This window comes from Thermasporomyces composti (assembly GCF_003386795.1).
Lineage (GTDB): Bacteria > Actinomycetota > Actinomycetes > Propionibacteriales > Actinopolymorphaceae > Thermasporomyces > Thermasporomyces composti.
Genome location: NZ_QTUC01000001.1, coordinates 1,128,390 through 1,147,949, shown reverse-complemented (window position 1 = coordinate 1,147,949; position 19,560 = coordinate 1,128,390). Strand labels below are relative to the sequence as shown.

Genomic DNA, 19,560 nt, shown 5'->3' with positions numbered 1-19,560 from the left:
CAGCCCTGCCGTCTCGCGCCGCCGTCACGATCGCGCAGCGAGGCGACGCTCCGTGGTGGGACGACGGGAACGTCCAACGCGTGTCGGCCTCTGGCGGCCCCACGACGCGACGCGGCGGGTGCCGTCGTGCCCGCTCAACGAGGCGGAGGATGGGAGAGTGCGGTTCGGCGCTCGCCGACGGTGCGAGCCGGTCGGCGGTGGGCTAGGTCGTGCCACCAGGGGTTGCCCAACGAAGGACCCAACGAAGGAAGGGTGCTGTCGGTGCTGTCGCTGATCGGGCTCGTGCGGGCCACCGTCTCGCCGGCTGCGTCGGCTGCTGTCTCCTCAGGCGCCGTCGTGGCCAGTCCCCGGAACTCGGACGACTGGGTGGGCCCAGGCCTGCTGGGTTTCGTGGTGCTTGCCGTTCTCGGCGTGGCGACCGTCCTGCTCTGGCGCAGCATGAACAAGCAGCTGCGCAAGGTCACCTTCGAGGAGCGGCCTGACGAACGGACGGACGGCCCCGACCGGCCCGCGGACCACCGCGCGGAGCGGGGCGATGCCGAGCCAGGCGATGCCGCCCGGGGCGACGGCGGGTCGGGCGCTGGCGGTTCGGACGGACCGCGTCGCGGCGATCGACCTGGGGACGGCAGACCCGGCGAGCCCGGGCGTGGAGGAGGCGGCCCCAATGGCCGCTGAAGATCGTGACCGCTGAAATCACCCTGGCTGCTGACGATCACGTGGCCGCTGGCCACGGTGGCGGTTGACGGCCACGGCCGCCGACAGACGTGGCCGGCCCGATCGACCTCACGGGCGAGCTCGCTGGATGCGTGGCACCGGGACGGTGCCGTGAGCGACTCACCGGCGTACGATCGCGCGGGCAAGGTCGGACGTTCGCCGTAAAGTCGACGTGACTGGCTTTTCGTCCCACCGGCCAGTCCTGTCGACGTGGAGGGCCGTCCGGCTGGGGACAGGGTCCGACAGGAGGTGTGCGTGATCGACTCCCCCGACGCTGGCGCTCCGCTCACGGCACGGGTCGAGTTCCCCGTTCCAGCCGACAGCGTCGATGGCCAGGGTGTGCTCTTCGGTGAGCCCGGCGGTCCGGCGACGACCGTCTCGGCGCCCGCTGGTGACGCGGCCTCGTCCCCGCCCGATCCGTCCCCGCCCGCTCCGTCCGCGGCCGAGCGGGCTCCGGTCGCGCGTGAGCAGGCCAGGCGACCCCTGGAGGAGATGGTCGAGGCCGGGTGGGCGGAGGCGCTGCGTCCTGTCGCGGCTGACATCGCGGCGATGGGTGACTTCCTGCGCCGGGAGGTCGCCGCGGGCCGGGGCTACCTGCCGGCCGGTCCGAACATCCTGCGCGCGTTCCAGCAGCCGTTCGCTGACGTCCGGGTGCTCATCGTCGGACAGGACCCCTACCCGACGCCGGGGCATCCTGTCGGATTGAGCTTCTCCGTCGCTCCCGACGTCCGGCCACTCCCACGCAGCCTGCAGAACATCTTCCGTGAGTACGTCGACGACCTCGGCTATCCGATGCCGTCCACCGGTGACCTGTCGCCGTGGACGCGCCAGGGCGTCCTCCTGCTCAACAGAGTCCTGACGGTCACACCCGGGCGACCGGCCTCCCACCGCGGGAAGGGCTGGGAGAAGGTCACCGACCAGGCCATTCGCGCGCTCGTCGCGCGAGGGACACCCCTCGTGGCCATCCTGTGGGGACGAGACGCGCAGAGCCTTCGGCCGTTGCTCGGCAACGTCCCGCGCATCGAGTCTCCGCATCCGAGCCCGATGTCGGCCGACCGCGGATTCTTCGGCTCGCGGCCGTTCAGCCGGGCCAACGCCCTGCTCCACCAGCAGGGCGGTGAGCCGATCGACTGGCGATTGCCGTAACGCGAAGCGGCGGGCCCGAGGAGGAGCGCATGTGCCACAGTCCGCGTCGCTGGGTCGCAGTGGCCACGGCCGCGTCGGCTGTCCTCGCTGGTTGCGCCAGCGAGCCGCAGGGTCCGCCTCCCGAGGCGCGCTCGGCCGTCGTCGCGTTCGCGTCCGCGTGGTCGAAGGGTGACCTGGGGTCCACGGTCGACGAACGCACCCGTGAAGCCGCCGACACCACCCTCGCCTCCGCCGCGCGGGCCCTCGCGATCGAGCGGACGACCGTGCGCCCCACCGGGTCGTTGCGGTGTCTGTCGGACGAGGAGGCTGCGCGGCTCAACGACGGGCGCGGCGTGTGCCGCCACCGGCTGAGCGTGGCGCACGACCTGAAGGGACTCGGCACGTGGAGCTACGTCACCACCGCGGAGGTCCGCGAAGACGCTCACGGTGACTGGAGGGTGTGGTGGACCCACGCGACGTTCCATCCCAAGCTCACCCCGACCGCCAAGCTGGTCCGACGTCGTGAGCTACCGCCCCGCGCGCCGATCCTCGACGGCAACGGCGATCCCTTGACCGAGGAGCGCCCCGTCATCCGTGTTGGCGTCGACCCCACCAAGCTCGACCCGAACGTCACCTATCGCCAGCTGCGGCTGCACCTGGGCGTCGATCCCGGCGAGCTGCGCCAGCGGGTGAAGGCCGCGGGTGCGGGGGCGCGCTTCGTCCCCGCGATCACGGTGCGGGAGGAGGTGTGGGACAACGTCGCGGGCCACTTCGACGACACGCCGGGTGTGGTCACGCGTGAGGACACCATGCCGCTGGCGCCCACGCCGACGTACGCCCGCGCCGTCCTCGGCACGGTGGGCCCGCCGACACCGGAGGCGCTGGAGGACGCCGGACCGTTGGCGGCGCCGACGGACGACGTGGGACTGACCGGCCTGCAGCGCGCCTTCCAACGGCGGCTCGCCGGAACGCCGGGCGGACGCGTCGTGGTGGAGGTCCCCAACACCGGCGATCGACACGTGCTGTTCCGACAGGCCCCGCGGCCGGGTGTTCCGCTCAAGACGACCCTGGACCCGATGGTGCAGGAGGCGGCAGAGAACGTCGTCGCGGGCCAGACGAAGCCCACCTCGATCGTGGCCGTTCGTGCGAGCACCGGCGAGATCCTGGCCGTCGCGAACGGCCCTGGGGTCACCTCCTACAACCGCGCCTTCGTCGGGCGCTACCCGCCCGGCTCCACGTTCAAGGTGATCAGCGCCGCCGCTCTGTTGGAAGCCGGCCTCGGTATCGACGACCGGGTGTCCTGCCCCGCGGAGACGTTCGTCGGTGGTAAGCGGTTCAAGAACGCCTACGGCGGCAGCCGGTCGGACGGGCCGTTCCGCGTCGCGTTCGCGCACTCGTGCAACACGACGATCGTCGAGCGCGCGGAAGGGCTGAGCGACGACGCCCTGCGGGACGTCGCCGAGCGATTCGGCATCGGCGCCACCTGGCAGCTCGGTCTCCCCGCCTTCTCCGGGTCGGTTCCGCCGCCACGCGACCTGGTGGAGAAGGCAGCCAGCATGATCGGCCAGGGCCGGGTCGAGGTGAGCGTGCTCGGTATGGCGATGGTGGCGGCCGCCGTCGCGTCCGGGCAACCGCGCGTTCCTGTCCTGCTGCCGGAAGACGCGCCTGGCGGCCCCGTCGGCGAGCCGTTGCCCGAGCGGCTGCACCAGGACCTGCGGGCGCTCATGCGGGCGGTCGTGGAGACCGGGTCGGCGCGCCAACTGGACCTGATCGGCGAGCCGGTCCACGCCAAGACGGGCACCGCCGAGTACGGCTCCGCCAACCCGCCGCACACCCACGCGTGGATGATCGGGTTCCGCGGCGACATCGCGTTCGCGATCGTGATCGAGGGCGGCGGGGCCGGTGGCCGGGACGCCGGACCGGTCGCGGTGCGCTTCCTCGAGGAGGCCCGATTCGCCCACTGAGCGGGACGCCGGCCGAACCCTGGGGTGGGACCGAATGCCCTGGGCGAGCGCGGGCGGCTGCCTAGACTCGACAACTGACCCGACCTCGAGTGGGCCATGCGTCCGCGTCGCTCGTCATCCGGGCGCATGATTCGACGGGCAGATGATCGTGATGGCCCGCATCGCGGCGACGACCCCGGTGGCTCGGGGATCCCCCATGCGCCATGATCCCGGTGGACGTGTGTCGTCTGGGTTTCCGGCAGGACGGTGGTGGCGGTGAAGCTGGTCGAGGAGACGCCCTATCGGTTCCGAATCGACCCCGTCGACGGCATGCGGGTCCCCGGCGTCGTCTTCGCGTCCCGACGGTTGCTCCCTGACCTGTCGAACGACCAGGCGCTGACGCAGGTGGCGAACGTGGCGACGCTTCCCGGCGTCGTGGAGGCCTCGTACGCCATGCCGGACGTCCACTGGGGGTACGGCTTCCCGATCGGGGGCGTGTGCGCCACCGACATCGACCGCGGTGGCGTGGTCTCGCCGGGCGGTGTCGGCTTCGACATCTCCTGCGGTGTGCGGCTGTACACCTGCGACCTGGACCGATCCAGGTTCGCCGAGGTCGTGGGGCCGGTCATGGACGGCCTCGCACGGGTGATTCCGCGCGGAATGGGCACCGGTGGGGTCTGGACGCTGTCGGGTCGCGACCAGCTGGACGCGGTCCTGCGGGGCGGGTCGCGCTACGCCGTCGAACGGGGCCACGGGGTGGAGCGAGACCTCGACCGCTGCGAGGACTTCGGCGCCGTCGCGGACGCCGATCCGAGCCAGGTGAGCGAGCGGGCGGCGCAGCGCGGCATGAAGTCGCTCGGCAGTCTCGGCTCCGGGAACCACTTCTTGGAGGTGCAGGCGGTGGACGCGGTGCTCGACGAGCGCCTGGCGGAGGCGTTCGGGCTCCGCGTGAACCAGATCTGCGTGATGATCCACTGCGGCTCGCGCGGGCTCGGGCACCAGATCTGCTCTGACTTCGTGGCGAGGATGGAGCGGGTCATGCCTGCCTACGACATCAAGGTCCCGGACCGGCAGCTGGCGTGTGCGCCCGTCACGTCGCCGGAAGGTCAGGCGTACCTCGGCGCGATGGCCGCGGCCGCCAACTACGCGCGGGCCAACCGCCAGATGCTGGGGCAGGCGGCGCGCCAGGTCTTCGAGAAGGAGACCGGGCGGACGCTCGACCTGCTCTACGACATCTCGCACAACCTGGCCAAGATCGAGACCCATGTCGTGGACGGCGAGGAGCGCCGGCTGTGCGTCCACCGCAAGGGCGCGACGCGGGCGCTGCCTCCGGGCCATCCCGACCTGCCGCCCGACCTTCGTGACGTCCCCGGTGTCGGCCAACCGGTGCTGATCCCGGGCTCGATGGGCACCGCGTCGTACGTGTTGAGCGGGGTGGAGGGAGGCCCGGCGTTCGCCTCCACCTGTCACGGCGCCGGCCGCGCGCTGTCCCGCCACCAGGCCGCGCGCTCGGTGCGTGGAGCGGAGCTGCGGCGCCGGTTGGAGGCGCAGGGGATCGCCGTGCGTGGCGCGTCGGCGCGTGGCTTGGCGGAGGAGACACCGGAGGCCTACAAGGACATCGACGCCGTGATCGAGGCGGCCGCGGGGGCAGGGCTGGCCCGCCCGGTCGCGCGGCTGGTTCCGGTCGGGGTCGTCAAGGGGTAGCGGCCGAGTCAGCGAGGGCGGTGCCGCTGGAGGACTCAGGCGTCGAGGACTCCGGCGTCGTGCGCTGGGTCGGCGTCTCCGCGGGTGCGAGGACCACGCGCCGAATGGGTCAGACGTCGACCGTGACGCCACAGGACCAGCCGTCCGGCCCCTCCTCGATCCTGAGCTCGTGCAGCGAGATCGCCTTCGGGGCGGCTCCCACGAGCTCAACCTGGTCGAGGCCGGTGACCTCGAAGCGCACCGTGTCACCACCGTCGGTTGGCTCGATCACCGCGGACAGCGGGAGCACGTCCTGGGTGTCGAGGAGGAACAGCACCTCGTCGAGGACGGCGACGAGACGGTCCTCGACCGTTTCCGCGGTCACCTCGAACGTGGTGGTGTCGGTCGGCACGGCGCGTGAGACGTCGGCGAAGGACTCGACCAGCCCACGGACGGCTTGGGCGACGCATTCCTCGCGGGTGGGCGCCCACGCCTCGATCCGGATGTCCGCCGTGTGTGGCACGGCCCGGTGACCGCTGTCCATGGCCGTCTCCCAGCGATTCCCGATCCAGGGGCCGGCTGGCCTTCGGGTCCGCCTCGGGCTCGCCTTCGTGACCCCGCTCTCCGGGCCCCCAGCTCCGGGCCCGCTCGTCCTGGCGCTCTCCCTTGGCACTGTAGACGCCTGCCCGCGGGCGGCGGACGACACCTCCGAGCCGCCGTCCGAATCAGGCGGACGAGCTCCGTCCGATCCGAGCCAGGAGGCTCGCCTTCCCTTCCCCGCGCCTCGAGGGGACGAGAGGATCGGGTGGGTGGATGCCGAAGTGTCGACGTTCTCCGTGACCGGTCTGGAGCGTCCGGTCGACGTCCTCGTGGACGAGTGGGGGATTCCCCACCTGTATGCCGAGTCCGAGGACGACCTGTTCTTCGCCCAGGGCTTCAACGCCGCCCGTGACCGACTGTTCCAGATGGACTTGTGGCGACGTCGCGGACTGGGGCGGCTCGCCGAGGTGCTGGGGCCGGCATACGTCGAGCGCGACCGCGCCGCGCGGCTCTTCCTCTACCGCGGGGACATGGAGCGGGAGTGGGCCGCGTACGGCCCGGACGCCCGGCGGATCGTGACCAGGTTCACCGAGGGGATCAACGCCTACGTCGACTGGCTTGCCGACCATCCGGAGGCGATGCCGCCCGAGTTCGGCATGCTCGGTTACCGGCCGGCCCGCTGGGAGCCGGAGGACGTCGTGCGTATCCGCAGTCACGGCATCGCGCACAACGTGCGCCACGAGGTCGCGCGCGCCGCCACCGTGGCGGCCGTGGGATGGGAGAGGGACCTCGTCCGCCAGCGGCTGCGTCCGCACCGGGAGCCGCACCACGCCGAGGGGATGGACTTTCGGCTTCCCGCCGAGGTGCTGCGCGTCTACGACCTGGCCACCCAGCCGCTCGTCCTCGTCGAGGACACTCGGCCGCCCCTCGGCGTTCCTTTGGCGGTCCCACCGGTCGATGTTCGCGCGGGGGAGGGCAGCAACAACTGGGCGGTCGCGCCGAGCCGGACCGCCACCGGCCGCCCCATCCTGGCGAGCGACCCGCACCGCGCGTTCTCCACCCCGTCGCTTCGCTACATCGCGCACCTGTCCGCCCCGGGCTTGGACGTGGTGGGAGCGGGCGAACCCGTCCTCCCAGGGATCTGCCTGGGGCACAACGGCCGAGTGGCGTTCGGCTTCACGATCGTGCCGGTCGACGTCGAGGATCTCTACGTCTACCAGCTCCACCCGGACGACCCCACGCGCTACCGGTACGGCGACCGCTGGGAGGCCATGCGCGTGCTCACCGAGGCCGTCGCGGTCCGCGGCGAGGAGCCGCGCGAGGTGGAGCTGGCGTTCACCCGGCACGGCCCGGTGCTCCACGTCGATGCTGACAGAGGGCTGGCGTACGCCCTGCGATCGATGTGGTTCGAGCCCGGCACCGCGCCGTACCTGGGCAGCCTGCGCTACCTGCGAGCCGACGACGGAGGCCAGTTCCGGGCGGCCTTGCGCGAGTGGCGCGGTCCTGGTGAGAACCACGTCTACGCCGACGTGACCGGCCAGATCGGATGGCAGGCCGCCGGTTGGGTCCCGAGGCGCCCCGGCTGGGACGGGCTGCTGCCCGTGCCGGGCGATGGGCGCTACGAGTGGGACGGCTTCCACACCGCGGACGACTTTCCGGGGGTGGTGGACCCTCCGCGCGGGTTCGTCGCGACGGCCAACCAGTACATCCTCCCCGAGGAGTTCCCGGCGGACCGAAAGCTGTGTTTCGAGTGGCCAGACGACGCGCGCTACCGCCGAATCGTTCAACGCCTGCGGTCCAGTGAGAAGCACACGCTCGTCGACTCCATGCGCCTGCAGACCGACGTGCGCTCGCTCGCGGCCGAGGAGCTCCTGCGGCTGCTGAGGGAGGTCACGCGCCGCGGCGGCGTGGACGGGACGGTGGAGGCGGCCCACGCCGACCGCACGGTCGCCGCGGCCATGGCGGTGCTGGACTCCTGGAACGCGGAACTCGCCGCCGACTCGGCCGCCGCGGCGTTGTTCGAGGTCTGGGTGTCGCGGCACCTCACGCCGGCGCTCATCCACGCCTTGGTGCCGGCAGGGCTCCTCCCGCCCCACGCCGACATCGACCGCGCCGGTCTACGGGAAGGACTCCGGGAGCCGACGCGCTGGTTCGGTCCTGACGGCGAGGAACGTCGGGACCGGATTCTCCTCGACACACTTCGGTCCGCCTACCAGGAGGTGGAGAGCCTGCTGGGGAAGGATCCCTCGACCTGGGCGTGGGGTGACCTGCACAAGAACCACCAGCGGCATCCGCTCGGCTTCCTCGACCCCGCCCTCGACGTAGGTCCGCTGCCGGTGGGCGGCTCGGCCTCGACCGTGAACGCCGCGCCCTACATCCGGACCGACTTCGCGCAGACGATCGGTGCCTCGTTTCGCATGGTGCTCGACGTGGGCGCCTGGGACAACAGCGTCGTCATCAACACACCCGGGCAGTCGGGCGATCCGCGCAGCCCGCACTACCGGGACCTGGTCGAGCTGTGGCGGCGCGGTGAGTACGTCCCGCTCCTCTACAGCCGAGCGGCGGTCGAGCGACACACCACCACTCGGCTTCGGCTCGAACCTCGCGGCGCGACCTCGAACCAGCCGAGTGGAGGCCAACCACGCTGATCGACGCGTACCACCCAGCCGCGAGCAGGCCGCGCACCCGCCGCATCGGGGCACTTCGCCCCTCCTGGCATGGGCTCATGGTGGATCAGCCGCATGTCGTCGTCGGCGTAGCGTCGCCAGCATGGACGTTGCCACCCGTCCCGCGCTCGCCAGCGGAGAGTTCGCGCTCGGAGGAGATCTACGCGTACGCCGTATGGGTTTCGGCGCGATGCGGCTCACCGGCCCCGGGATCTGGGGCCCGCCGGAGGACGTCGACGAGGCGATCCGTGTGCTGCGGCGAGCGGTCGAGCTCGGGATCAACCTGATCGACACCGCGGACTCGTACGGCCCCGAGGTGAGCGAGGATCTGATCAGGCAGGCGCTCCACCCCTATCCCGACGACCTGGTGATCGCGACGAAGGTCGGCCTGGTCCGCCCCGGGCCGGGGGTCTGGGTCCCCGTGGGCCGTCCGGACTACTTGCGCCAGCAGGTGGAGATGAGCCTGCGCAGGCTGCGGGTGGACCGCATCGATCTGCTGCAGCTCCACCGGATCGACCCTGAGGTGCCGGTCGAGGATCAGGTCGGGGCGCTCATCGAGCTGCGCGACCAGGGCAAGATCCGGCACCTCGGACTCTCGGAGGTGTCGGTCGAGGAGCTGGCCGGCGTGCGCCGGATGACCCCGATCGTGTCGGTGCAGAACCTCTACAACCTCGTCAACCGGACGTGGGAGCCGGTGCTCGACTACGCCGAGCGTGAGGGTTTGGGCTTCCTGCCGTGGAACCCGATCGCGACGGGTGACCTGGCCAGACCCGGCAGTCCGTTGGACGAGCTGGCGCGGCGTCGTGGGCTGGCTCCGGGACAGCTCGCACTGGCATGGCTCCTGCGTCGCTCGCCGGTCATGTTGCCGATCCCGGGGACATCCAAGGTCGACCACCTGGAGGAGAACACCGCCGCCGCGCTGATCGAGCTGGACGACGACGAGTACGACCAGCTGTCAAGCCTTGGTTGACGCCCGGCTGCGAGTGTCCCCAGTGGTCGACCCACGGTGGTCACCCGTCGACGGCTGCGGCCGCGCTCCGCTCCGGTAGCCCAAAGCCGCCGACAGCCGATACGCCGCGTCGACGAGCAACCGGTGCGCGCGCTGGCGGTGTGCGGGGGTGAACCGGATCGCGGGTACCGAGACGCTGAGCGCGGCGACCGTCCGACGGTTGACGTCGTAGATAGGGACGGCGAGGCACCGGATCCCGAGCGTGTACTCCTCGTTGTCGACGCTGAAGCCGCGCTGCCGCACGAGGGCCAGGTGCCGGCGCAGCTTGTCCTTGTCGGTGATGGTGCGCGAGGTCACCGGCACCAGGTCCATCTCGTTCAGCCGGGCTTCCAGCTCCTCAGGTGGCAGGCCCGCGAGCAAGACCTTGCCGACACCCGTCGCGTAGGCGGGGAGACGGCGTCCCACCTCGGAGGCGAGGGTCAACGTCTGTCGCCCATCCACCTTGGCGATGTAGACGTTGTGGACGCCGTCGAGGACGGCCAGGTGCACGGTCTCGTCGAGGGTGTCCCGGATGTGCTCCATGAGCGGGAGCGCGCGGTCGACCAGGCCCAGCGACCTGTTGTAGGCGTTGCCCGCCTCGAGGGTGCGGATGCCGAGCGTGTACGACCGGCGCGCCGGGTCGAACTCCGCCCAACCGCGATCGACGAGGGTCCGCAGCAGGCCATGCAGGCTCGAGCGCGGATAGCGCAAGGTGCGCGCGATCTCGGTGAAGGTGAGCGGACGTTCGTGTCGGGTGAGCAGCTCGAGGATCGCGAGGGCGCGTTCCGCCGACTTCACCCCACCCGTGGCCATGTCGTTCACCGGCGTGCTCCCGAGGCGGCTGGCGTCCGTGTTCACGAGTGTGAACGGCTGTTCACCCGGCTGAAGCAGCGCTAACCTATGCCGGCTCGGCGGAGGCCACCAGGTTTTCGGTCGGGTTGAGCGGTTTCGGCCACGTGCTACGTCCCGGTCGTCGCGTCGCGGCGGACGGCTTCCCACGCGGCTTGCAAGCGTTCCCGTGCCAGCGCGGCGAACTCGGCGTCGATCTCGGCGACGTAGGCCCGACGACCCAGCGTCACCGCGGCGACGGAGGCGGACGCCAACCCACCGAACGGCTCCCACACCACGTCGCCCGGCTCGGTGACGGCCCGCACCAGACGCTCCATGAACTCCAACGGCTTCTGGTTGAGGTGCGCGGAGCTGGCGGGTGTCGTGCGGTGCACACGCGGAGCGACCCGACGGCGCGTGCCTTTGAGGCGTTCCTCGTCGTGGAGCGGACCGCGCCGCCACACGTTCGTGAGGCCGTGTTGGTGGTTCCAGCGATAGCGCAGGGAGTCCCACTGCTTGGCGGTGAGGATCGACTTGCCGTCGAGACTGAAGTACGGCCAGCCGGTGGGCTCACCGTGCTCGTTGGCGTACTTGGCGAGTCGCTCCAACATGCGGCCCGGGGGCCAGTACCACACCCAGTCCCGGGTGAGGTACTTGCGGGTGGCGGCGTTCCTCACCCCGCACGCCTCGTTGGCCTTCGACAGCGGCAAGCCGGTCCGCAGCCACTCGCGCCGCAGCCACTCCTGGACCGGCAGCGGGCCGTCGGGCGTCTCGACGACGAACCGGCGCTGGTAGAGGACGCAGATCTCGGAGACCACCGGGAAGCGGCGGATCGATCGGCTGTTGACGTTCCCCGCCACGTGCGCGATGCCCTTGTCCCACGTGATGGTCTGGACGTAGTCCCAGCCGTGCTCGACGAGCAGGGGATGCACGTTGGCCCAGCCCACCTCGGTGTTCCAGAACCACAGCGTGGTCGCCGGGTGAGCGGCCCTCGACCACCTCTCGACGTGCGGCCGGTACCAGTCGACCAGCCCCTCGGGACCGGCGGGGTCGCCGTGGAAGCCGCGCACGCCGTAGGCGCCGTCGCTGATGATGGTCACCGGGGTCGGCCAGCGGGAGTAGGCGGTGAGCGCGTCGCCGACGTGGAGGTCGAACGGAGGCTGTGAGGCGCTGGGGGTGTGGTCGTCGCGAACCGTGCCGTGATCCTCCACGTATCGCAGGCTAATGCCAGCGACGGCGTCGAACCCGTCTCAGCGCGCCGAGCCGTCCGACGGCTGCCACACCGTCACCGCACCGTCACCCGCGCCGTCGTCGCCCGTCGGCGGTGAGGGCGGCGCCCCGCCACGGCCCGGCAGGCCACTGGTCTACGGTGGAAAGGGTGAACCGTCTCGCCACAGCGACGTCTCCGTACCTCCGCCAGCACGCCGACAATCCGGTCGACTGGTACCCATGGGGAGAGGAAGCGTTCGCCGAAGCCCGCCGACGCGACGTCCCCATCCTGCTCTCGGTCGGGTACGCCGCCTGCCACTGGTGCCATGTGATGGCTCGCGAGTCCTTCTCGGACCCGCGCATCGCCGCCTGGATCAACGAGCACTTCGTGCCGGTCAAGGTCGACCGCGAGGAGCGCCCTGACGTCGACGCGATCTACATGCAGGCGACTCAGGCGATGACCGGCCAGGGCGGCTGGCCGATGACGTGCTTCCTCACCCCCTCGGGGGAGGCGTTCTACTGTGGCACCTACTACCCGCCCACCCCGCGACACGGGCTGCCGTCGTTCACCCAGGTCCTGGAAGCGGTCGCGCGCGCCTGGCGGGAGCGCCGCGACGAGGTGGTGCGGGCGGCTGAGCAGATCAACCTGCAGCTCGCCGCGCCACGCATCCGCACCGGCGAGCCGCCGACCCTCGACCAGCTCGACACCGCGGTCGAGGTTCTCGCGCGCGACGTCGACCCCGTGCACGGAGGCCTCGGCCGGGCACCGAAGTTCCCGCCGTCGGTCGTCCTGGAGTTCCTGCTCCGCCACGCCGCCCGGACCGGCTCGCAACAGGCGCTGGACATCGTGGCGTCGACGTGCGAGCACATGGCCAGGGGCGGGATCTACGACCAGCTCGGCGGTGGCTTCGCCCGCTACAGCGTCGACGAAGCGTGGGTCGTCCCGCACTTCGAGAAGATGCTCGAGGACAACGCCCTGCTGCTCCGTGTCTACCTGCACTGGTGGCGGCTGACCGGCGTGCCGCTCGCCGAGCGCGTCGCGCGTGAGACCGCCGACTTCCTGCTGCGGGACATGCGGACGCCCCAGGGTGGCTTCGCCTCGGCGCTCGACGCCGACAGCGAGGGCGTGGAGGGAAAGTTCTACGTCTGGACTCCGCAGGAGCTGCGCGAGGTCCTCGGCGAGGTCGACGGGAGGTACGCGGCGGAGCTGTTCGGCGTCACCGAGGAGGGCACGTTCGAGCGTGGGACGTCGACGCTGCGCCTGCCGAAGGATCCACCGGACCCCGAACGGTTCGCCCAGCTGCGCGCGCGGCTGCGGGAGGCGCGCGCCCAGCGGGTGCCACCCGACCGCGACGAGAAGGTGGTCGCCTCCTGGAACGGGTTGGCGATCACCGCGCTGGCCGAGGCTGGCGCGTTGCTGGGAGAGCCGTCCTACGTCGACGCGGCGGTGCGGGCGGCCGAGCTGCTCGCCGCGGTGCACACCGTGGATGGTGCCCGGTTGATCCGGACCTCGCGGGACGGGTTGCCGGGACCCAGCCAGGGCGTGCTCGAGGACTACGGCAACGTCGCCGAGGCCTACCTCACCCTCACCTCGGTGACGGGTGATCCGAGGTGGTTGGAGCGCGCTGGTGCGCTGTTGGACCGGGTCTTGTCCCACTTCGGCGACGGGCGAGGCGGCTTCTTCGACACCGCCGACGACGCCGAGCAACTGGTTCGTCGTCCCCAGGACCCGACCGACGGCGTGGCGCCATCGGGGCAGTCCGCGGTCGCGGGTGCCTTGCTCACCTACGCCGCGCTCACCGGATCGGCCCTCCACCGCGAGGCGGCCGAGCACGCCCTCGGTGTGGCGGGACGGCTCGCCGAGCAGGCGCCGAGAGCCGCGGGATGGGGTCTCGCTGTCGCCGAGGCGCTGGCCGCGGGGCCGCTCGAGGTCGCCGTGGTCGGGACGCCCGGCGATCCGGCGTTCGAGGCCTTGTGCTCGGTCGCGAGGCGCACGCCCTCCCCGGGCGCGGTGGTCGTCGCCGGGCCGCCGGACGACACGTCGGCCGCTGGAGCGCCGGCGGACGATGGATCCGACGGATTCGACAGAAAGGTGTCGGACCAATCAGAACGGGGCACAACGACGCCAGAGGCCGGTTCGATCCCCCTGCTCGCTGGTCGGACGCTCGTGCGCGGACACGCCGCGGCGTACGTGTGCAGGGATTTCGTGTGCGAGCGACCCGTGACCGACCCGGCGGAGCTGGCCGCGATGGTCGGCGTGGCCGACGTCTAGGTACGGCTCCGCCCTCGCGGACGTCCGTGGGGTTCAGGGGGCGAGCGGCGACCATGAGCAGTCGGCGACAGAACGGAGTAGCCCCGAGATGGCTCGGAAGAAGAAGGACAAGAAGCGACGCCGGTGGAGCACCGTCGACACGCTGCTCCTGGGGGCGGTCGGCGCGCTCGTGACGACGTCCGTGGTGCGGGAGCTTCGCCGTCCTCCGGCTGAGCGGACGTGGCGGGGCAGGATCTTGGGGATCCCGTACGATTACCGGCCCCCAACCGCTGATCGACTCCGTTCGACCTGGTGGGCGCCGGAGGACGAGCGCATCCTGCAGCCGACGGCGTACGGGCTGGGATGGGATCTCAACGTCGGGCGGGTGGTGAAGCTGGCCTCGAGCGCTCTCGCCTCCAACGGTGTGAGGTCGCCCAACGGGGCCGCCAGCCGTCGCTGACGGGCGCCGCGGAGCCCGGAGTGTCGTGGCGCCGGCTCGGACCGCAGGCGGGGACGAGGGTGGCCACGTTTGGCGTTGGGTCTGTAACGGTGTAATCATCGTTACATGACACGCCGAGAACGCGAGGAACGAATCCGCGGCTGGTTGGCCGGTCGCCTGCCGGAGGGGTGGTTCATCGGGCCCGTCGAACTCACGATCGACCGGGAGGAGATCACGGTCGTCGGCCGGCTGGCTCCGCCGAAGCTCCCAGACGACGCGTCCCCGGCCGAACGAGCGGCGGCGGAGGCCGGGCGCATCAAGGAGTTCCGTGAACGAACTCGCGAGCAACGCATCCGCATCGCGCGTGAGCTCGAGCACGCGACCAAGCAGAAAGTCGCCTGGGGCGCTCAATGCGGTGGCACCCGGGAGACCTTCACCACGCTGTCTCTTCCGGTCATGACCCGGCTCCGTCAGCCCGAGCGCATGGTCCTCGACACCCTCGTGGAGTCCGGCGTGGCACGCACCCGCTCCGAAGCGCTCGCCTGGTGCGTCAAGCTCGTCGGGCGGAACGCCGAGGCTTGGCTTCGGGAGCTGCGGGAGGCGATGGCCGAGGTCGAGCGGATCCGCGCCCACGGCCCGGACGTCTCCGAGACCGCCGAGCGCGGGGACGAGTCGTCGACCGAGGCCGAGGCCAGCTAGCCGCGGCCCGGCTTGGTCGCGACGAGGACGTCCCGGACGATCGCCTGGTCGACCCAGTGTCGGAACCGTTGGTAGGGCGGGTCGTCGCAGACCCGCAGGCCCGCCCGCGCCAAGGCGTTCGCCATGTCCTCGCGGCTCGCGAGGTAGGTGTTCCACGAGATGCCGAGCGCCCCACCAGGGCGCAGGATCTGGACCCAGCCGGGCAGTGCCGCTCGGAGCAGGTCGAGCGGGCGACGGGAGAGCGGGCCGCCAGGCGTTCGGCTGCCGTGCTGGACGCCGTACGGCAGGTCGGCGACCGCGACGTCGACCAGGTTGGCTCGGAAGTAGTCGCGGGCGTGCACCGTGTCACCGTTCACCACGGTGAGCGACAGGGTCTGCCCCGCCTTGTAGGCCTCCTTGGTCGGCGCCAAGGTGACGTGCAGCCGCCGGCCGATCACCTTGCCCTCCCGGCGGATCGGCGTGAACTGGGCCTGGTGCTTGAGCCGCTTGCGTTTCAACCAGCTGCGGATGAACCCCGAGTAGGCCTCGACGTGCCGGTCGTCGATCTCGATCCCCGTGGCGTCGTAGCCGTACATCAGCGCCTGGTTGAGCGTGGTCCCACGACCGCAGACCGGATCGAGGACGTGGAGCTTGCCGTCCAGCATCCGCTCCGCCGACGCCGACGACAGCACGGTCACGTTGAGCAGCAGCTTCGTGAACTGCTCGTTGGTCTTGCCGGCGTACTTCTGGACGGTCAGCAGGTCGTCGTCGAACCAGGCCAGCGGGCGGATGACGACCGGCCGCAAACAGTCGTCGGCGAGCTCGAAGAGGGCGTACAGCGACGACAACTGCGACAGGTAGCCGATGTCGCGCGGGATCAGGGGTGTCTCGGTGGAGAACGCGAGGTACGGAACGCCGCCGATCTCGACGTCGTCGATGTCGTGGAGGCGACCCGAGAGCACGGTCGTGGCGAAGACGTCGAGCTCGGCTCGCGTCAACGCGGGAGCGGCGTCGGCGTAGACCCGGTTGGCGGCAGGCAGGATGAGCAGAGCGTAGCGGGGCATGAGGACGTGGCCAGTCTGGGTCGTTAGATCTCGACGGAGGTGCCCGGAGTCAGCCGGCGATAGGTCGACTCGATGCTCTCGGTCATGGAGGCGATCAGCGAGTCGACGATGCCCTGACCGATGTCGTTGTAGAGGCCGTCGTGCACCGACAGCGCCAGCTCGGGTCGGACAGTGCGGATGTAGTTGATCGAGTCGGCCGCACGCAGCCACGGGGCGCTCGTCGGCACCATGAGCGCGCGGACCGGTCGGTCGGGCACGGTGAACGCGTCACCGGGGTGGAAGAACGAGTCGTCCAGCAGGAAGCCGATGTTCGGCACCGGCGGCAGGTCCGGGTGGATGACCTCGTGGCGCTCGCCCAGCACGCTCACGTCGAAGCCGGCCGCGGAGAACCGGTCGCCGTTCGCGACGACGTGCACCCGCTCCGGGTCGACGTCCTGTAGGAGCGTCGCGACGGCGGCGTTCGTCCAGATCTGGACATCGGGGTGACGCGCGAGCTTGTCCGTGTCGAGATGGTCGGTGTGCTGGTGCGTGATGAGGACCGCCTCCGCGCCGTCGAGAGGCTCCTCCTCGCTGAAGGTGCCCGGGTCGATGACCAATGCCCGGTCGCCCTTCTCCACCCGAACGCACGCGTGGGTGTACTTGATGACGCGCATGCGGTTCCCTCAGCTCGTCCCTCGAACCGACCTCGAATCGATCCCTTCCCGCTGAGTCTAGGATCCGTCGGTCCGCCTGCTGGCCCACCCGGTCGGTCCGTCACCGTCCGAAGGTCCACGGACCGCCCGGTCCCGACACCGGCACGACAGGCGGCGGTAGCCTGCGTGCACGGTGCGAGGAGGTGAGGAGCGCGTCATGGGGCTACCCGGCCTGCTGTACCGGATCTACCAGCGGCGGTTGATGGCGTCCATCCCGCCCGACAAGGTGCCGCGCCACGTCGCGGTCATGATCGACGGCAACCGCCGGTGGGCGCGGGCGCTCGGCAACCACGTCTCCAGCGGTCACCAGGCCGGCGCCGAGAAGATCCCGGAGTTCCTCGGCTGGTGCGAGGAGCTCGGGGTCGAGGTGGTCACGATCTACATGCTGTCCACGGACAATCTGGCCCGACCGGCGGACGAGCTGGAAGCGCTCCTCAGGATCATCGAGGACATCGTCGACAGGCTGGCCGCGACCCGTCGGTGGCGGCTCCACCCGGTCGGTGCCGCGGACCTGCTCCCGGAGTCGGTCGCGCGGCGGTTGAAGGAGGCCTTCGAACGCACCGCCGACGTCGACGGCATGCTGGTCAACGTCGCGGTGGGGTACGGCGGACGCCAGGAGCTGACCGACGCCGTGCGCTCGTTGCTCCAAGAGCACGCCGACCGTGGCACCACGCTGCAGGAGCTGGCCGAGACGCTCGACGTCGACGACATCTCCCGTCACCTCTACACCAAGGGGCAACCCGACCCTGACCTCATCATCCGAACGTCGGGTGAACAACGGCTGTCCGGCTTTCTGCTGTGGCAGAGCGCACACAGTGAGTTCTATTTCTGTGAGGCCCTCTGGCCGGATTTCCGGAAGGTTGACTTCTTGCGCGCGATTCGGTCCTACGCCGCCCGAAACCGGCGATACGGACTCTGAAAGACCGAGATAGAGTCACGGGCTTCCGCGTCCCTCTGTTCCCAAGGCCTCAAGCCACGTATTTTCGAACGTGACGGTCGACTCGACCGCCCGGGAGGCCCATTGATGCGTGCGAAGTCGCCCTCCTCCCGCCGCACGGCGGGACGGGAGTCGCGCGGAGATCGCGGTCTGGGATCAGGAGACCCGGCCGCGGGAGGGCCGGCACCCGGCCCTGCGGCCTGGTCCCGGTCCACCATCGATCACGCGAGGACCGGACGCTGGGTGCGCGTCGCGGGTCCGGAGGGGCGAACGTGGCTGCTGCGAAGCCGAGCACCGGTGCCGACCACAGTCTCAACCGTTCCTCGAACGGCTACCTCTCCGATAACCAACGTTCCATTGGTTCAGATGTGGCCGGCACAGCGACGCCCGAGAACGAACCACTTCGGGACGAGGGTCTGGCACGGGACAACGAGCGGACACCGGTGAGCCGCCCCCGGGGTGTTCGCACGTACGTCCTCGACACCAGTGTCCTCCTCGCCGATCCTCACGCGCTCAAGCGCTTCGAGGAGCACGAGGTCGTCGTGCCGATCGTGGTCATCAGCGAGCTGGAGGGGAAACGGCATCACCCTGAGCTCGGCTACTTCGCCCGAACGGCGCTGCGGCTGCTCGACGAGCTCCGTGTCCGGCACGGTCGGCTCGACGTGCCGGTCCCGGTCACCGAGGCCGGCGGAACCCTGCGAGTCGAGCTCAACCACACCAATCCCGAGGTGCTGCCCCCGGACATGCGGGGCTCCACGTCAGGCCGCTGGAGCGGTGGCGGCGACAACGACACGCGCATCCTCGCCGTCGCGCGCAACCTCGCGATCGAAGGTCGGGACGTCGTCCTGGTCTCGAAGGATCTCCCGCTCCGGGTCAAGGCGTCGGCCGCCGGTCTCGCGGCCGAGGAGTACCGGGCTGACATGCCCGTCGAGACCGGCTGGACCGGTATGGCCGAGCTGCCAGTCACCGCTGCCGAGCTGGACGAGCTGTACGCGGAGGGCGTTCTCGACCTCGAAGCCGCACGTGACCTGCCATGTCACACCGGCTTGGTGCTCTACTCCGAGCGTGGCAGCGGTCTCGGACGAGTGACGGTCGACAAGCGAGTCCGGCTGGTCCGCGGCGACCGGGAGGCCTTCGGCATCCACGGTCGCTCGGCGGAGCAGCGGGTCGCGCTCGACCTGCTGCTCGATCCTGAGATCGGCATCGTGAGCCTCGGTGGACGCGCCGGCACGGGCAAGTCGGCTCTCGCGCTGTGCGCCGGCCTCGAGGCGGTGATGGAGCGCCGCCAGCATCGCAAGGTCATCGTGTTCCGCCCCTTGTACGCCGTCGGCGGTCAGGACCTCGGGTACCTGCCGGGGAGCGAGGCGGAGAAGATGCAGCCGTGGGCGCAGGCGGTCTTCGACACCCTCGGCGCCGTGACCAGCGCGGACGTCCTCGATGAGGTCCTCGACCGCGGGATGCTCGAGGTGCTCCCGCTCACCCACATCCGCGGCCGGTCACTGCACGACGCGTTCGTCGTGGTCGACGAGGCGCAATCACTGGAACGCAACGTTCTTCTCACGGTATTGTCACGGATCGGCTCCGGCTCGCGCGTCGTGCTGACCCATGACGTAGGGCAGCGCGACAACCTGCGGGTCGGTCGCCACGACGGTGTCGTCGCAGTTGTCGAGAAGCTGAAAGGGCATCCGTTGTTCGCCCACGTGACGCTCACGCGCTCGGAGCGGTCTCCGATCGCGGCGCTGGTCACCGAGATGTTGGAGGACATCTCGTTATGATCAGGCGAGGCGTCGCCGACGGGCGCGG

General features: G+C 70.7%; 16 protein-coding genes. 11 read left to right on the top strand and 5 right to left on the bottom strand.

All coding sequences use genetic code 11. The annotated features are described in order from the left end of the window. Positions 1–261: 261 nt before the first annotated feature. The 4 genes from DFJ64_RS04995 to DFJ64_RS04980 all read left to right on the top strand — a co-directional run bounded on the left by DFJ64_RS04995 (position 262) and on the right by DFJ64_RS04980 (position 5,486). Positions 262–675 (top strand): hypothetical protein, encoded by a 414-nt coding sequence (locus tag DFJ64_RS04995; RefSeq protein ID WP_147304602.1) that lies wholly within the window; start codon positions 262–264, stop codon positions 673–675. A 522-nt stretch (positions 676–1,197) separates the two neighbouring features. Next, complete coding sequence (locus DFJ64_RS04990) at positions 1,198–1,860, top strand: uracil-DNA glycosylase (RefSeq protein ID WP_281268528.1); 663 nt, start codon at positions 1,198–1,200, stop codon at positions 1,858–1,860. Positions 1,861–1,889: 29 nt separating this feature from the next. Then, a complete protein-coding gene (locus tag DFJ64_RS04985; protein ID WP_115849382.1) occupies positions 1,890–3,803 on the top strand; it encodes a penicillin-binding transpeptidase domain-containing protein in 1,914 nt (637 codons plus the stop codon). Between the two features lie 255 nt (positions 3,804–4,058). Continuing rightward, complete coding sequence (locus DFJ64_RS04980; protein ID WP_115851832.1) at positions 4,059–5,486, top strand: RtcB family protein; 1,428 nt, start codon at positions 4,059–4,061, stop codon at positions 5,484–5,486. A gap of 109 nt (positions 5,487–5,595) precedes the next feature. On the opposite strand, the gene DFJ64_RS04975 is transcribed toward DFJ64_RS04980, so the two are convergent. After that, complete coding sequence (locus tag DFJ64_RS04975; RefSeq protein WP_115849381.1) at positions 5,596–6,009, bottom strand: archease; 414 nt, start codon at positions 6,007–6,009, stop codon at positions 5,596–5,598. Between the two features lie 265 nt (positions 6,010–6,274). Between DFJ64_RS04975 and DFJ64_RS04970 the strand changes: the two genes are divergently transcribed. Together DFJ64_RS04970 and DFJ64_RS04965 are read left to right on the top strand one after the other, a co-directional pair. Further along, positions 6,275–8,653 carry a penicillin acylase family protein gene (locus tag DFJ64_RS04970; protein WP_245940948.1) on the top strand — a complete coding sequence of 793 codons (2,379 nt, stop codon included), beginning with the start codon at positions 6,275–6,277 and terminating at the stop codon, positions 8,651–8,653. 121 nt (positions 8,654–8,774) lie between these two features. Beyond that, positions 8,775–9,641: an aldo/keto reductase gene (locus DFJ64_RS04965; RefSeq protein WP_115849379.1), complete on the top strand. Its 867-nt coding sequence runs from the start codon at positions 8,775–8,777 to the stop codon at positions 9,639–9,641. Here DFJ64_RS04965 and DFJ64_RS04960 read toward each other — a convergent pair. Both DFJ64_RS04960 and DFJ64_RS04955 read right to left on the bottom strand, forming a co-directional pair. After that, complete coding sequence (locus tag DFJ64_RS04960; RefSeq protein WP_115849378.1) at positions 9,627–10,472, bottom strand: IclR family transcriptional regulator; 846 nt, start codon at positions 10,470–10,472, stop codon at positions 9,627–9,629. The two genes, DFJ64_RS04965 and DFJ64_RS04960, sit on opposite strands and share 15 nt — an antisense overlap. Positions 10,473–10,618: 146 nt before the next feature. Next, positions 10,619–11,698, bottom strand: coding sequence for a DNA methyltransferase (locus tag DFJ64_RS04955; protein WP_170152497.1), 1,080 nt, complete (start codon positions 11,696–11,698; stop codon positions 10,619–10,621). A 167-nt stretch (positions 11,699–11,865) separates the two neighbouring features. Between DFJ64_RS04955 and DFJ64_RS04950 the strand changes: the two genes are divergently transcribed. From DFJ64_RS04950 to DFJ64_RS04940, 3 genes are all read left to right on the top strand, one after another. Then, positions 11,866–13,968, top strand: coding sequence for a thioredoxin domain-containing protein (locus DFJ64_RS04950; protein WP_115849376.1), 2,103 nt, complete (start codon positions 11,866–11,868; stop codon positions 13,966–13,968). Positions 13,969–14,056: 88 nt separating this feature from the next. Then, complete coding sequence (locus tag DFJ64_RS04945; RefSeq protein ID WP_115849375.1) at positions 14,057–14,407, top strand: DUF5808 domain-containing protein; 351 nt, start codon at positions 14,057–14,059, stop codon at positions 14,405–14,407. A 105-nt stretch (positions 14,408–14,512) separates the two neighbouring features. Further along, positions 14,513–15,085 carry a hypothetical protein gene (locus DFJ64_RS04940; protein ID WP_115849374.1) on the top strand — a complete coding sequence of 191 codons (573 nt, stop codon included), beginning with the start codon at positions 14,513–14,515 and terminating at the stop codon, positions 15,083–15,085. On the opposite strand, the gene DFJ64_RS04935 is transcribed toward DFJ64_RS04940, so the two are convergent. Then, positions 15,082–16,128: a TRM11 family SAM-dependent methyltransferase gene (locus DFJ64_RS04935; protein ID WP_115849373.1), complete on the bottom strand. Its 1,047-nt coding sequence runs from the start codon at positions 16,126–16,128 to the stop codon at positions 15,082–15,084. The two genes, DFJ64_RS04940 and DFJ64_RS04935, sit on opposite strands and share 4 nt — an antisense overlap. A gap of 23 nt (positions 16,129–16,151) precedes the next feature. Continuing rightward, a complete protein-coding gene (locus DFJ64_RS04930; protein WP_115849372.1) occupies positions 16,152–16,781 on the bottom strand; it encodes an MBL fold metallo-hydrolase in 630 nt (209 codons plus the stop codon). 196 nt (positions 16,782–16,977) lie between these two features. On the opposite strand from DFJ64_RS04930, the gene DFJ64_RS04925 reads away from it, so the two are divergent. Both DFJ64_RS04925 and phoH2 read left to right on the top strand, forming a co-directional pair. After that, a complete protein-coding gene (locus DFJ64_RS04925) occupies positions 16,978–17,739 on the top strand; it encodes an isoprenyl transferase (RefSeq protein ID WP_115849371.1) in 762 nt (253 codons plus the stop codon). A gap of 386 nt (positions 17,740–18,125) precedes the next feature. Further along, complete coding sequence (gene phoH2 / locus DFJ64_RS04920; protein WP_425452212.1) at positions 18,126–19,532, top strand: RNA 5'-3' helicase PhoH2; 1,407 nt, start codon at positions 18,126–18,128, stop codon at positions 19,530–19,532. Positions 19,533–19,560 lie beyond the last annotated feature (28 nt).

Coding starts and splice junctions, on each gene's coding strand:
- DFJ64_RS04985 (WP_115849382.1), top strand. CDS start 1,890: ATGTGCCACAGTCCGCGTCGCTGGGTCGCAGTGGCCACGGCCGCGTCG.
- DFJ64_RS04975 (WP_115849381.1), bottom strand. CDS start 6,009: ATGGACAGCGGTCACCGGGCCGTGCCACACACGGCGGACATCCGGATC.
- DFJ64_RS04965 (WP_115849379.1), top strand. CDS start 8,775: ATGGACGTTGCCACCCGTCCCGCGCTCGCCAGCGGAGAGTTCGCGCTC.
- DFJ64_RS04960 (WP_115849378.1), bottom strand. CDS start 10,472: ATGGCCACGGGTGGGGTGAAGTCGGCGGAACGCGCCCTCGCGATCCTC.
- DFJ64_RS04945 (WP_115849375.1), top strand. CDS start 14,057: ATGGCTCGGAAGAAGAAGGACAAGAAGCGACGCCGGTGGAGCACCGTC.
- DFJ64_RS04940 (WP_115849374.1), top strand. CDS start 14,513: ATGACACGCCGAGAACGCGAGGAACGAATCCGCGGCTGGTTGGCCGGT.
- DFJ64_RS04935 (WP_115849373.1), bottom strand. CDS start 16,128: ATGCCCCGCTACGCTCTGCTCATCCTGCCTGCCGCCAACCGGGTCTAC.
- DFJ64_RS04930 (WP_115849372.1), bottom strand. CDS start 16,781: ATGCGCGTCATCAAGTACACCCACGCGTGCGTTCGGGTGGAGAAGGGC.
- DFJ64_RS04925 (WP_115849371.1), top strand. CDS start 16,978: ATGGGGCTACCCGGCCTGCTGTACCGGATCTACCAGCGGCGGTTGATG.